Annotated in this window: 10 protein-coding genes; 7 read left to right on the forward strand and 3 right to left on the reverse strand. The window is 67.4% G+C overall.

All coding sequences use genetic code 11. The features are described from left to right. The first annotated feature begins 21 nt into the window (after positions 1-21). Genes SOM28_RS03640 through SOM28_RS03650 form a run of 3 tightly spaced genes read left to right on the forward strand, consistent with a single transcriptional unit; the run spans position 22 to position 4,153 of the window. Positions 22-855: an NAD-dependent epimerase/dehydratase family protein gene (locus SOM28_RS03640; protein ID WP_320467232.1), complete on the forward strand. Its 834-nt coding sequence runs from the start codon at positions 22-24 to the stop codon at positions 853-855. Beyond that, the gene (locus SOM28_RS03645; RefSeq protein WP_320467233.1) at positions 855-1,730 is read left to right on the forward strand and encodes an aldose 1-epimerase; all 876 of its coding nucleotides are present in this window, start codon (positions 855-857) and stop codon (positions 1,728-1,730) included. Before SOM28_RS03640 ends, SOM28_RS03645 begins: the two co-directional genes overlap by 1 nt. Then, complete coding sequence (locus SOM28_RS03650) at positions 1,727-4,153, forward strand: family 43 glycosylhydrolase (RefSeq protein ID WP_320467234.1); 2,427 nt, start codon at positions 1,727-1,729, stop codon at positions 4,151-4,153. The genes SOM28_RS03645 and SOM28_RS03650 overlap by 4 nt, the downstream gene beginning before the upstream one ends. Positions 4,154-4,159: 6 nt before the next feature. Here SOM28_RS03650 and SOM28_RS03655 read toward each other — a convergent pair whose 3' ends face one another. The 3 genes from SOM28_RS03655 to SOM28_RS03665 all read right to left on the reverse strand — a co-directional run bounded on the left by SOM28_RS03655 (position 4,160) and on the right by SOM28_RS03665 (position 8,742). After that, complete coding sequence (locus SOM28_RS03655; protein WP_123068182.1) at positions 4,160-7,258, reverse strand: pectinesterase family protein; 3,099 nt, start codon at positions 7,256-7,258, stop codon at positions 4,160-4,162. Continuing rightward, positions 7,255-7,971 (reverse strand): rhamnogalacturonan acetylesterase, encoded by a 717-nt coding sequence (locus tag SOM28_RS03660; protein WP_320467235.1) that lies wholly within the window; start codon positions 7,969-7,971, stop codon positions 7,255-7,257. The genes SOM28_RS03655 and SOM28_RS03660 overlap by 4 nt, the downstream gene beginning before the upstream one ends. Positions 7,972-8,046: 75 nt before the next feature. Further along, positions 8,047-8,742 (reverse strand): FadR/GntR family transcriptional regulator, encoded by a 696-nt coding sequence (locus SOM28_RS03665; RefSeq protein WP_123068184.1) that lies wholly within the window; start codon positions 8,740-8,742, stop codon positions 8,047-8,049. Between the two features lie 189 nt (positions 8,743-8,931). On the opposite strand from SOM28_RS03665, the gene SOM28_RS03670 reads away from it, so the two are divergent. The 4 genes from SOM28_RS03670 (at position 8,932) to SOM28_RS03685 (ending at position 13,753) form a co-directional block, all read left to right on the forward strand. Beyond that, a complete protein-coding gene (locus SOM28_RS03670) occupies positions 8,932-9,660 on the forward strand; it encodes a FadR/GntR family transcriptional regulator (RefSeq protein ID WP_123068185.1) in 729 nt (242 codons plus the stop codon). Positions 9,661-9,785: 125 nt separating this feature from the next. Then, positions 9,786-10,697, forward strand: coding sequence for a 5-dehydro-4-deoxyglucarate dehydratase (kdgD, locus tag SOM28_RS03675; RefSeq protein ID WP_320467236.1), 912 nt, complete (start codon positions 9,786-9,788; stop codon positions 10,695-10,697). A gap of 2 nt (positions 10,698-10,699) precedes the next feature. Further along, on the forward strand, positions 10,700-12,286 hold the full coding sequence (locus SOM28_RS03680; protein WP_320467237.1) for an aldehyde dehydrogenase (NADP(+)): 1,587 nt from the start codon (positions 10,700-10,702) through the stop codon (positions 12,284-12,286). Between the two features lie 72 nt (positions 12,287-12,358). Continuing rightward, positions 12,359-13,753 carry an MFS transporter gene (locus SOM28_RS03685; RefSeq protein WP_320467238.1) on the forward strand — a complete coding sequence of 465 codons (1,395 nt, stop codon included), beginning with the start codon at positions 12,359-12,361 and terminating at the stop codon, positions 13,751-13,753. The last annotated feature ends 5 nt before the right edge of the window (positions 13,754-13,758 follow it).

Below are 13,758 nucleotides of genomic sequence, written 5' to 3' on the forward strand. Positions count from 1 at the left end.
TAGAGATAGAGGAGTCGTGGAATGACCGAAGCAGTTGGCAGTACGAAGAAGATTGGCAAGCCGTTCAAGCGCATCCTGCTGACCGGCGCCGCCGGCGGCCTGGGCAAGGTGCTGCGCGACCGCATCAAGCCGTGGGCCGAGGTGGTGCGCCTGTCGGACGTGGCGAACATGGGAGAAGCACGCGAGGGCGAGGAAATCGTCCAGTGCGATTTGGCCGACAAGGACGCGGTGATCAAGCTGCTCGAAGGGGTGGACGCGGTGCTGCATTTCGGCGGCATTTCGACCGAGAAGCCGTTCGAGCCTATCATGCAGGCCAATATCCTCGGCGTGGCCAACCTGTACGAGGCGCTGCACAAGGCCGGCACCCGGCGCGTGGTGTTCGCCAGCTCCAACCACGCCATCGGCTACCACCGTACCACCGAGGTGCTCGACGCGAATTCGCCGACCCGCCCGGACAGCTACTATGGCCTGTCGAAGGTGTTCGGCGAACAGATGGGGCGCTACTACTTCGACCGTTTCGGCATCGAGACCGTCTGCATCCGCATCGGATCGAGCTTCCCGGAGCCGGCCAACAAGCGCATGATGAGCACCTTCCTCTCCTACGACGACCTGACCGAGCTGCTGCGCTGCTCGCTGTTCGCGCCGCGCGTCGGCCACACCATCGTGTACGGCCAGTCGGACAACGACAGCACCTGGTGGGACAACCGCCTGGCCTCGCACCTGGGCTACAAGCCGAAGGACAGCTCGAGCAAGTTCGCCCACCTGTTCCCGGACACCTCCGAGTTCCCGGCCCAGGACGACGTGACCACGATGTACCAGGGCGGGAAATTCCTGCTCGACGGTCCGCAGTACTGATGCTGCAGCGCCTGCAGCTCGAGAACGGCCAGCTGCGGGCCGATGTCGTGCCGCAGGCGGGGGGCGGCCTCGGTCGCCTCGACTGGCTCGATGGATCGACACCGCAGCCGTTGTTGCGTCCCCTGGCGGCAGACGTGCAGGACGTGCCGTTGCCTTCCCAACTGGCGTGCTTCCCACTCGTGCCGTGGTCGAACCGCATGGCGCCATCCGGCTTCGCGTTCGATGACCGGCGCCACGTGCCGGCGCCGAACCGCGCCGGTGAACCCTGTCCGATCCACGGCGATGGCTGGCAGCAGGCGTGGGAAGTGGCCTCGTACACCTCCGATTCAGTGCAGCTGCGGCTCGAGCGCCATGCCGCTTCGCCGTTCTCCTACGACGCCGCGCTGCGCTACACACTCGAAGGCGATGCGCTGGTGGTGGAGCTGGAAGTACGCAACTGCGGGGACCACGCCTTGCCGTTCGGCCTCGGCCTGCATCCATGGCTGCCAGATCCACAGGGGGCGCGATTGCGCGCCAGGGCAACGCAGGTGTGGCTCGCAGGCGCCGACAAGCTACCGGCGATGCGCAGTCTCCTGCCTCCGGACTGGAACTTCATCGATCCGGCCCGCCTTCCCGAAAATGGCGTAGACAACGTCTTCGAAGGCTGGAATGGCAAGGCCCAGATCGACTGGCCCGCGCGCGGTGTGGGCCTGAGCATCGAGGCAAACATGGATTACTTCATCCTGTACGCACCGCCCGGACGCGACTTCTTCTGTTTCGAACCGGTCGACCACCCGATCAATGCCCATAATCTGCCGGGCTATCCGGGCCTGAGCATCCTGGCGCCGGGCGCCAGCCTGCGCCGGCGCGTCGTGTTCCGGGGCAGTGCGCTGTGAGGCGCTGGCCGCTGGCGCTGTTGCTGCCGCTCGCTACGGCGGCCGCACACGGGCAGCCATACAACGCCGAGACGACCTACCGCAAGCTGGCTGCCGACTATCCGTTCATCCGCATCGCCGCCAGCACGGCGCCAGCGCCGGTCCAGGTGCGCAAGGACCTCGTCTATGCGCGGCGGGGCGACACATCCCTGGCGCTCGACCTCTACCTTCCCGCACCAGGCAAGAAGCCGGCGCCGCTGGTCGTGCTGGTCCACGGCGGCGGCTGGCGCAGCGGCGACCGTAGCGAGATGGCCCCATTGGCGGCGCGGCTGGCCGCGCGTGGCTATGCTGCCGCCAGCGTCAGCTATCGCCTGTCCGGCCAGGCACCTTACCCGGCGGCGATCGACGACGTCAGGTATGCCGTGGGCTGGCTGCAGGCGAGCGCTGAGCGCTTCGGCATCGACCCCGCGCGCGTGGCGATCGCAGGCGGCTCGGCCGGCGGGCAGATCGCGGCCCTGGTTGGCATGACGGATCACGGCGCCATTCAGGCGGTCGTGAATATCGATGGCCTGTCCGACTTCACCTCCAGCGAAGCATTGCGCCACGAGGACGATCCAGCCAAGAACCCGTCGGCGGCCGGCGCCTGGCTCGGCGGCCGTTACGCCGAGCGGCGCGAGACCTGGCACGCTGCCTCGCCGATCGCGCACGTGGACATGGCGAGCCCGCCGGTGCTGTTCATCGTGAGCGGCGTGCCGCGTTTTTCCGCCGGCCGCGAAGCGATGACGGCGAAACTGCAGGGTCATGGCGTCCTGGCCGAGACCGTGGCGCTGCCCGGCACGCCACATGCGTTCTGGCTGTTCGACCCGTTGCTGGCGCCGACCGTCGATGCGATGGATGGTTTCCTGGGCCGCGTGCTACGTCCGCCGCCTGCGCGCGCGCCATGGTCGCCCGACCTGGGTAATGGCCGCTACCGCAATCCGATCCTGCACGCCGACTATTCCGATCCGGACGTGATCCGTGTGGGCGACACCTATTACATGGTGGCGTCGAGCTTCGCCAATGCACCCGGCCTGCCCCTGCTGACGTCGAAGGACATGGTCAACTGGGAGCTGATGGGCCACGCGCTGCCGCGTCTCGTGCCTGAGGCGGCGTTCGCAACGCCCCAGCACGGCAAGGGCGTCTGGGCGCCGTGCCTGCGCTACCACGACGGCAAGTTCTGGATTTTCTATCCCGATCCGGACCACGGCGTGTTCGTCACCACGGCGACCAGTTTCAACGGGCCGTGGAGTTCGCCGCACCTGCTCTTGCCGGGCAAGGGCATCATCGATCCGACGCCGCTATGGGACGACGACGGCAAGGCCTGGCTGCTGCACGCCTGGGCGAAAAGCCGCGCCGGTTTCAACAACGTCTTGACCCTGCGCCGCATGGCATCGGACGGTCGTAGCCTGCTTGATGACCAGGGCAAGGTGGTCATCGACGGCAATCGCCTGCCGGCTTACCGTACATTGGAAGGACCGAAGCTGTACAAGGCCGACGGTTGGTACTACGTCTTCGCCCCGGCCGGCGGCGTCGAGCATGGCTGGCAGTCGGTGTTCCGGTCGCGCTCGATCGAAGGGCCGTACGAGGACCGCATCGTGCTGGCCCAGTCGACGACCGACGTCAACGGACCGCACCAGGGCGCCTGGGTCAGGACGCCGCAAGGGACGGACTGGTTCTTCCACTTCCAGGACAAGCGCGCCTATGGGCGCGTGGTGCACCTGCAGCCGATGCGCTGGCAGGATGGCTGGCCGTTGATCGGGGAGCCGTCCGGCGCCCCTGGCGTGGGCCAGCCGGTGCTGGAGCATGCGAAGCCCGTGGCGGGCGTCTTTGCGAGACGCGAGCCTGTGGTCGGCGACGAGTTCGAAGGCGCCAGCCTCGGCCCGCAGTGGCAATGGGCTGGCAACTGGAAGGCCGACTGGTATGCGCTGGGCGGCGGAAAGCTGCGCCTGAACGCCCAGCCGGCGGCGCCGTTGCGTCAGCTCGCATCGGCGCTGACCCATAAGTTCGTGGCGCCGACGTTCAGCGCGACGGCGAACGTGCGGCTGAACGCCGCGCGCGATGGCGACCAGGTCGGTTTTGGCGTTGCGGGCCTGGCGGACAACTGGTTCGGGGTGCGCCAGGTCGCCGGAGTGCCACGCATGGTGACGATGCGCTGCGGTGAGGGCGGGCCGTGCGTGGAAGAAATGGGGGCGGCGCTGCCAGGCTCCGACGTTCGCCTGCGGATCGATGTGACGGAAGGTGCGCGGGTGGCGTTCTCGTACAGTGCAGATGACGTCGGCTTCGTTGCGCTCGGCACGCCGTTCGAGGCACGCATGGGGCGCTGGGTCGGCGCGCAACTGGCGCTGTTCGCCACCGGCGCGCCGGGCGCGCAGGCGGACGTCGATTACGTCCGCATCACGCCCTGAACCGGTTCACGGCCCGGGCTCCCAGCCCTGGCCGTCGTTGAAGCGCTTGAATATGCGGCTGCGGGTCGACCAGTCGCGCGCTTCGTCTTCACTCATCCGATAAGCGCCGAAGGATCGCGGCATGCCATCTGGCGCCGTATTGCCGGATTCGCGCCAGCCCGACATCGAATCGCCAACGAGTGGATTCGGCGCCGGTTGGCGCAGCCAGGCGTCGGCGGCGATGTGGCGGTCTACCGTGTTGCCGATGAAGGTCACGTTGTCCCAGGTGTGGGCGGTCCCCGGAGAGCGGGCCAGATACACGCTGCCGGGCGGCGGCAGGTTCCCCACCGGCCCGGGCCCCTGGGTCAGCCGCGAGCGCAGGAAGACGAAGCCAGGATCTTCACGTTCGACTGTCCTTGCCTGCACCAGGTAGCCGCCGTTCTGCATCGACGCGCTGTCGCCGACGCTGCGGATCTCGCTCTCCTCGAACAGCGCGGCGCGGTTGTTCCCCCAGATGAAATCGACATTACCCTCGACCAGCGAACGGTAGATCCAGGTGTAGCCGGTCAGTTGCAACGTGTCCTGCTCGCTGAGGAAAGCGGCATTGCGGGCGATGAACCGGCCTTTGTCGTTGCTGAAGAAGACCGTTTCGGCCTGGGCGGAGTGGCCGTCGCTGCGGCGCGTCGTGTTGTGAAGCGTCATATCGCGGATCTCGAGCAGGTCGCTGCCCTGGGCCAGGAACAAGGCGCGCCCTTCGGAGCCGGGATTGCGCGCATCGCTGTTGGCGGCCCGGATGATGGTGGCCTCGCGACTCTGCCCGCGCAGCATCAGCTTGTCCTTGTCGCGCAGGTAAAGCAGCTCCGGATAGACGCCGTCGCGCACGTTGACGGTCACCGCTTGTGCTTGCGGCAGCGTCATCGCGTGGTCGAGGGCGCCCTGCACGGTGCGGAAATCGGCGCGGCCGTCGTCATCCACTGTCACGCTATCGCCGACCGGCGGATAGGACGTCGTGCGGAAGGTCCAGCGCGCGCCCCTGAACGCCGGGTCGCGCAGCAGGGCCGGATCGACGACGGCCTCGTACTCCATGCCATGGTCGAGTTTGAGCGGCAGGCGCACGCGCACCGCATTGCCTTCGACCGTGATCGCATGGTGGCGCAGCAGGCGCTGCTTGCCGGCCGGCCCGAGCGCGATGACGGTCTCGCCGGGCCGGATCGTGGCGAGCTGCGCGCCGTCATGGCGCCGCACGATGCGCACGCTGCCTGCGCCGCTCAGGACCGGCGGACGCTGGAACGTCATCAGGAGCGGCGTGTCCGGCGGGACGCCACGCTCGGCATGCGCCGGGCGCAGGCGCGCATCCGGCAGCGTCGTGCGACGAGGGCCGGCGAATGGCTTGGCCACTTCCAGCATCAACGCAGTCTGCTGCCAGGACGGGTCGGGGCCGCCGACGGCGATGGTGGCATGGCCAGGCTTGTGCGGCGTGACCAGCAAGCCTTCGTTCGAGATGGAGACCGACGCGATGCCCGGATCGCTGGAGGTGGCGACCGATGCCTGCCCCACGATGGCGATCCGCTCGGGCGGATCCCCGGCCTGCAACGCCAGCGTATTCGCCCCGATCCGCAGTGCGATACGTTCCGCGGGCAGCCCGGCCGGGCCGTCGCGCAAGTCGAGCAGGGCATGCCCGGCTGCTTCCCAGGCCGCCGGTGCGCTGGCGGCCAGCGGCGCGACCTGGCTCGACGTAACGCGCTCGCCATCGAGCCAGGCCGACAGCATGCCGGCCTGGCTTTCCACGCGCAGTACCATAGGTGTACCCGGCAACGGCGCGCGCCGCCTCACCTGCTTGAGGCGCACCGGTGCGCCGCCGCGTGCTTCCAGCAGCTCCACCTGTAGCGTGGCGCCGTCATCGATGGCGCGCACGCTGGCGCCTTGCCAGCCACCCTGGTCGTCACGTCGCGCCTGCAGGACGAAGGGCGCAGCGCCGGCCTTCAACACCAGACGTGCCTCGACCACGCCGTCCGCCCGGTCGATGGTCCGCGGCCCGGCATGGGCGAGCACGTGGCGCGGGACCTCGTGGGCGGGCAGGGCGTCGAAACGGTAAGGCACGCGCCAGCCGACGTCGCCGCCATGCGGACAGCCGGTGAGCGGCTGGCCATTCAGGGCCGACCCCTGGTCGACATGAACGCCGGCGCTGCCGCCTGGCGCGCGCACCACCTGTGCGCAGGTCGTCGCACCCAGGATCTCGTAGGCATTGGCATGCGTGATCACGTGGGCTTCGGTGCCGACGCCCACGCTGTAGGCGTGCGCATACACGGGATGCTTGCGGTCGCCAACGTGATAGTTGTTCAGCAAGTGAACCTGGCCGTAGCGCACGCGTGGCGCGCGTTCGCTTACGTGCTCGAACAGATTGCCCTTGAAGGTCACGCGCAGGTGTTCGCGATCGCCTTGCGCGCGGTCGCTGCCGCCTACCAGGGTGTTCTTTTCGTGCAGTGCGAAGCGGTTGTAGGTGACGCTGACGAAGTCGGACCCATTGGTGATGTCCAGTGCGCCGTCGTGGCACTGCTTCGGCATGCCGTTCTCCACCGGCTGGGTATCGTCCGTGACCGGCGCATCGGTAAAGCTGTTGTGGTCGATCCAGACGTGACGCGCATTCGAGACGCTGATGCCGTCATAGCGCGAATTCCAGTTGCCCCTGGCGCCATCCTGTGGATCCCACTTGGGGTCGACGTCGCAGGGATTGCGTAGCTGAAGGTTACGCACGATGACCTGGGACACCCCCGATACGACGAGGCTTGCGTTGACGAAGCCGGCGTCCGGCGTCACGCCGAGCAGGGTGGTATTGGCGGGAACGCGCACCATGCCACGGCGCGCCTGGTCCGCGCTGTCGCTGAAAGGCTGGTCCGCACTCATGTCGATGCTGGCTGCGACGCGTACGATGCGGGCCGGCGCCGGGGCCTGCAGCGCCGCCAGCAATTCATCTGGAGTGCGCACCGTGTAGACGTGGCTCGGCGCTGCCATGGCGCCGCCGCGCGTGCCGCCTTCCTGGGCGGCCCAGCCGTCGGAGGGCGCGTGCTGTCGCTCGCTGACGGCGCTGGCGAGTGCCAGCGTGAGTGCGGCCAGCGCGGCGCTCATCGGGCGCTCCCGAATGCGGCGGCCAAGCCAGGCTCCTGACGTCGAAGCGCGCGCGCCATCATGCTCCCATAGCGTTCGGCGCCGGCCGGACCGACGTGGGTGTGGTCGAAGTTTGCACCGGCGCGGGCCAGGGTGTCGGCCTGCCGCGGCCCCATGGCCTGGACGTCGGCCATCGACAGCACGTTCAGGTCGACCAGCGCGGCCTTCGTCTCACGCGCCACCTGGCGTACCGCGGACGACCATGGGGCGAGGTCGTCATGCACCCAGTCGCCGCGGAAGTTGCGCCGGGTCAGCGGCGTCACCAGCACCGGGATGCCGCCGGCGGCCCGTGTCTCCTCGACGTAGCGCCGCATATTGGCGGGGAATTCGTTCACATAGTCGGTCGACCGCCCCGGTTTGCCCGGCTGGTCGTTGTGGCCGAACTGGATCAGCACATAGCTCACCCTGAACCCATCGCCAGCGCGCAGCAGGGATAGCACCTCGTCCCAGCGACCCTCGGCGCGGAAGCTCCCCGAGCTGCGGCCGCCGCGCGCCAGGTTGTGGCATGCGGTATCCGAGGTAAGGCGGGCGCACAGGGCGTCACCATAGCCGGTGCTGCTGGCCATGGTGGAGTCACCCACGAGGATCAGGCGCAGCGGCTGGTCGGGAGCGGCGCCGGCGCCGGTTGCAAGAAAGGCCAGCAGGAGGGGAAGGGCGCGGAAAAAGAACGGCATTGGCAAACTCCAAAGGGTTTGCCGGATTCTATTTTGGCCTGACCAATTAAGCAAGCGGTCAGGCCATTCGATCAACTAGCCGCGCGAGAAGGTGCGCGTCACGCGCTCCAGGTGGGCCCGCATCGCTGCCTTGGCGCCGGGCGCATCGTGCGCGGCGATGGCAGCCAGGATGTTGCGGTGGTCGATCAGGGTCTGCTTGCGCAATTCCTCGGTCTGAAAGTGTTCCTTCAGCTTGTGCCACAGGCTGCCGCGCTGGGCCCACAGGTATTCGATCACGCCCACCATGGCAGTGTTGCCGGTGGCGCGCGCCAGCGCCAGGTGGAAGTTACGGTCGGCGTTCTCGTTGCTGGCGCGGTCGTCGTGCTGGCGCTCCATCTCTTCCACCGCCTTGAGGATGGCGTCGATGGCCGAATCGGTGGCGTTCTTGGCGGCGAGGGCGGCGATCTCGGACTCGATCATGCGGCGCGCGGCCAGCACCTCGAAGGGGCCTGGGCCGGCTTCCGGCACGTCGGACGGCGCCACCGCCTTCTCGCTCACATAGACCCCTGAACCGCCGCGCACCTCGACGATGCCCGACAACTCCAGCACGATCAGTGCCTCGCGCAGCGAGGCCCGGCTTACTTCGAGCTTGGCGGCCAGCTCGCGCTCGGCCGGCAACCGGGTGCCGGGTTGGATCTTTTCTTCCCGGATCAGATCCTGGATACGCGCGGCGACGACGCGGTACAGGCGCGGCTCCTGGCCTGGCTCGGCGGTTGCTGGGACTTTTTTCATGTGGCGGGGCTGCTGTCGGCGTGATGACCGACGGGTGGGTGACGGTCAGACGATTCTAATTTGGCCAGACCAATCCCGCAAGGTGGACATACCAATGATGCGAGAAAAGACGTCTGCTCATAAGATGTCTGACAACTGGTGCTGGGGTATAATCAGGGGACTTCTTTTCACTTTCTTTACTAGGCAACCATGGTACTCCCGCAGCGCAAGCACCGCAGTCTGGCACAGGGCGTGGTTGAGCAGGTCAGCGGCATCATCCGCGACGGCATGCTCAAGCCGGGCGACAAGCTGCCCACCGAATCGTCCCTGATGACGCAGTACGGGGTCAGCCGCACCGTGGTGCGCGAGGCGATCTCGCACCTGCAGGCGGCTGGCCTGGTGCAGACCCGGCACGGCATCGGCACCTTCGTGCTGGAGCGGCCGCAGTCGGGCCTTGGCCTGGACGCCGAAAGCATCCTGACCCTGCGCGACGTGCTGTCCATCCTCGAGCTGCGTATCGGCGTGGAGACCGAGACAGCGGGCCTGGCGGCAGTGCGCCGCAGCGAAGACCAGGTCGACGAGCTGGCCGGCGCGCTGCTCGAGATGCAGCAGGCGATGGCCGAGGGCAGGTCGGCGGTGGACGCCGACAAGCGCTTTCACCTCTTGATCGCCCAGGCCACCGGCAACCGCTATTTCGTCGACATCCTCGCGCAGCTGGGCAATGCCATCATCCCGCGCGCGCGCCTGGATACGCCCAAGCTGGAACAGGACAAGCCAGCCGATTTCCTCGAGCGCGTCAGCCGCGAGCACGACGATATCTTCCGCGCCATCGAGCGGCGCGACCCGGAAGCGGCGCGCGCGGCGATGCGCACCCACCTGTCCAACAGCCGCGAACGCCTGGTGCAGGCGCAGCGCCGCCTGGAAGGAGCCCTCAACTAAAAAATAGCCGCACATTTTGCTTGCGGACGACTTCGCTAGGTTGTACGATGACTTACAACTTGATTTTGGCATATGCCTGATCGCACGACTTTTCGTCCAACACCTAGACCTACGGAGACCTAGCAATGCAACCAAATGAACTCAAGCAAGTCCTGTCGCACGGCCTGCTGTCCTTCCCGATCACCGACTTCGACGCGCAGGGCGAGTTCGATCCAAAAGGCTATGCCGCACGCCTCGAATGGCTGGCGCCGTTCGGCGCGACCGCGCTGTTCGCAGCCGGCGGCACCGGCGAATACTTCTCGCTGCATGGCGAGGAATACGGCCAGATCATCAAGACCGCGGTCGACACCTGCGCCAGCGTGGTGCCGATCCTGGCCGGTTGCGGCGGCCCGACCCGCACCGCCATCGCGCATGCCCAGGAAGCCGAGCGCCAGGGCGCCAAGGGCCTGCTGCTGCTGCCGCACTACCTGACCGAAGCCAGCCAGGACGGCCTGATCGCCCACGTCGAAGCGGTGTGCCGCTCCGTGAAGATCGGCGTCGTGGTCTACAACCGCGCCAACTGCCGCCTGACCCCGGATTCGCTGGCCAAGCTGGCCGACCGCTGCCCGAACCTGATCGGCTTCAAGGACGGCAACGGCGACATCGAACTGATGGTCTCGATCTGGCGCAAGCTGGGCGACCGCTTCAGCTACCTGGGCGGCCTGCCGACCGCAGAAGTGTATGCCGGCGCCTATAAAGCCCTGGGCACCCCGGTCTACTCATCGGCCGTGTTCAACTTCGCGCCGCAACTGGCGATGGATTTCTACCACGCCACCGCCAACGACGATTTCGCCACCACCAACCGCCTGATCGACGAGTTCTTCCTGCCTTACCTCGAGATCCGCAACCGCAAGGCCGGCTACGCCGTCAGCATCATCAAGGCCGGCGCCCGCCTGGTCGGCCATGGCGCCGGTCCGGTGCGTCCGCCGCTGACCGACCTGACCGCCGAAGAAGACGCGATGCTGCTCGACCTGCTGAAGAAGAACGGAGTGCTGTAATCATGACGATTCTCGGTGAAATGATCATTGGCCAGCAGTGCGTGCGCGGCACCGCCGGCGAGGCCTTCGGCTTCAACCCGGCCACCCGCGCCAACCTGGAGCCGGGCTTCGGCCAGGCGACCGGCGACGACGTCGAGCGCGCCTGCGCGCTGGCCGGCCAGGCCTTCGACCCTTACCGCGCGCTGCCGCTCGAACAGCGCGCACGCTTCCTGGAAGCGATCGCCGAACAGATCCTGGCCGTGGGCCCGGAACTGATCGAGCGCGCCATGCTCGAAACCGGCCTGCCGCAGGCGCGCCTGGAAGGTGAGCGGATGCGCACGGTGACCCAGTTGCGCTTGTTCGCCAAGGTGGTGCGCGACGGTTACTTCATGGACGCGACGGTCGACAGCGCGCTGCCTGACCGTACGCCGCCGCGTCCCGACCTGCGCTTGCGCAAGATCGGCCTCGGCCCGGTGGTCGTGTTCGGCGCCAGTAACTTCCCGCTGGCGTTCTCGGTGGCCGGTGGCGACACCGCCTCGGCGCTGGCGGCCGGCTGCCCTGTCGTGGTCAAGGCCCATGCCGCCCACCCAGGCACTTCGGAACTGGTCGGCCGCGCCGTCCAGCGCGCTGCGAAAGAAGCCGGCGTGCCGGAAGGCGTGTTCTCGATGCTGTACGGCGATGGCCGCACGGTCGGCCAGCAGCTGGTGGCGCACCCTGCGATCAAGGCGGTGGGCTTTACCGGTTCGCGCCAGGGCGGCACCGCGCTGATGCGCACCGCCGCCGGCCGTTCCGAGCCGATTCCCGTCTACGCCGAAATGAGCAGCGTGAATCCGGTATTCCTGCTGCCGGCCGCGCTGCAGGCCGGCGGCGCCGGCCTGGCGCAAGGCTTTGTCGATTCGCTGACGCTGGGCGTCGGCCAGTTCTGCACCAACCCGGGCCTGCTGTTCGCGCTCGAAGGCGCCGACCTGGACGCCTTCGTCAAGGCCGCCAGCGAAGCGGTGGCAGGCAAGGGCGCCGGCACCATGCTCACCGCCGGCATCCACGAAGCCTACAACACCGGCGTGGCCAAGTTCGGCCAGGTCGAGGGCTTGCAGCTGGTCGCCCAGGGCGGCGAGCAGGGCACCGGTTGCGCCGCGCGCGCCGCGCTGTACGTGTGCGATGCCGACACCTATCTGGGTAACGCGGCGCTCGAGGACGAAGTGTTCGGCCCGGCCGCGGTGCTGGTGCGCTTCAAGGACGCCGATCAGCTGCTGAAGGCGGCCGAGGCATTGCACGGCCAGCTGACCGTCACCGTCCACGCCCAGGCCCAGGACCACGGCGTTGCCGGCGCACTGCTGCCGATCCTGGAACGCAAGGCGGGCCGGGTGCTGTTCAACGGCTTCCCGACCGGCGTCGAAGTGGCGCACGCCATGGTCCACGGTGGTCCGTTCCCGGCCACCAGCGACAGCCGCACGACCTCGGTCGGCGCCAGCGCGATCGACCGCTTCCTGCGGCCGGTGTGCTACCAGAACGTACCTGCCAATCTGCTGCCGGAAGCGCTGCGCGATGAGAATCCGCTGGGTCTCGCGCGCCTGCAGGACGGCACCCTGCAAGCTGGAGGGAAAGCGTAACGCCTTAAGTTTCTGTCGCAGCACCAGCCGGGGGAGACACCGGCTGTTTTAACTTGTAAAGAACTGATCACCATGAATCAGCAAGTCATCGACCTCGCACCGGCACAGACGGTGGTGGGCAAATATCGCTGGACGATTTGCGCACTGCTGTTTTTCGCCACCACCATCAATTACCTGGACCGCCAGGTCCTCAGCCTGCTCGCACCGATGTTGTCCGCCGAATTCGGCTGGTCCAACACCGACTACGCGAACATCGCAGCCACCTTCCAGTTCGTCTACGCCATCTCGATGCTGTTCGCCGGTCGCGTGATCGACCGCATGGGCACCAAGCGCGCCTACGTGGTGGCCATCGTCGTCTGGTCGCTCGGCGCCATCGCCCACGCCTACGCGATCTGGATCGGGGAGGCGGTCAACACCGTGTTCACCTCCATCGGGCTGGCCGTGGTGCCGGTGTCGATCGCCGGCTTCATGATCGGCCGCGCGATCCTTGCCATCGGCGAAGCCGGCAACTTCCCGGCCGCGATCAAGGCCACCGCCGAATACTTCCCCAAGCGCGAGCGCTCGTTCGCGACCGGCATCTTCAACTCGGGCGCCAACGTCGGCGCCATCCTGGCGCCGCTGACGGTGCCGGTGATCGCCGAGTTCTGGGGCTGGCAGGCGGCCTTCATCGTGATCGGCGCCATCGGCTTCGTCTGGATGGGGATCTGGATCTGGCTGTACGACGTGCCGGAACGCTCGCCGCGCGTCGGCGCGGCCGAACTGGCCTACATCAACAGCGACGCCGGCGTCAGCCCGGCCGCGGTCGACAACACGCAAGTGGCGAAAAGCTCGTGGTTCAAGCTGCTCAGCTACCGCCAGACCTGGGCCTTCGTCGCCGGTAAATTCCTGACCGACGGCGTGTGGTGGTTCTTCCTGTTCTGGCTGCCCAAGTACATGTCGGCGCAATACGGCATGTCGGCCACTGCCATGATCCTGCCGCTGGCCGTCTTGTACAGCATGACGATGGTGGGCAGCATCGGCGGCGGCTGGCTGCCGACCTACTTCCTGAACCGCGGCTCCGATATCTACCATGGCCGCATGCGCGCCATGCTGCTGATCGCCCTGTGCCCGCTGGTAGTGCTGCTGGCGCAACCGCTGGGTTACCTGGGCTTCTGGATTCCCGTTATCCTGATCGGCATCGGCGCCTCGGCCCACCAGGCCTGGTCGGCCAATCTGTTCACGACGGTGTCGGACATGTTCCCGAAACACAGCGTCGGCTCGGTGGTCGGTATCGGCGGCATGGCCGGCGGCCTGGGCGGCGTGCTGTTGACCAAGCTCGGTGGCTGGCTGTTCGACCACTATGGCGCGCTGGGCCAGCTGTCGACCGGCTATATGATCATGTTCTCGATCTGCGCGCTGGCTTATCTGGTGGCCTGGTGCGTGATGAAGGCGCTGGTGCCGCAGCACCGTGAAATCAAGGACCTGTAAGGATG

This window comes from Massilia sp. CFBP9026 (assembly GCF_034045165.1).
Taxonomy (GTDB): domain Bacteria; phylum Pseudomonadota; class Gammaproteobacteria; order Burkholderiales; family Burkholderiaceae_D; genus Telluria; species Telluria arenae.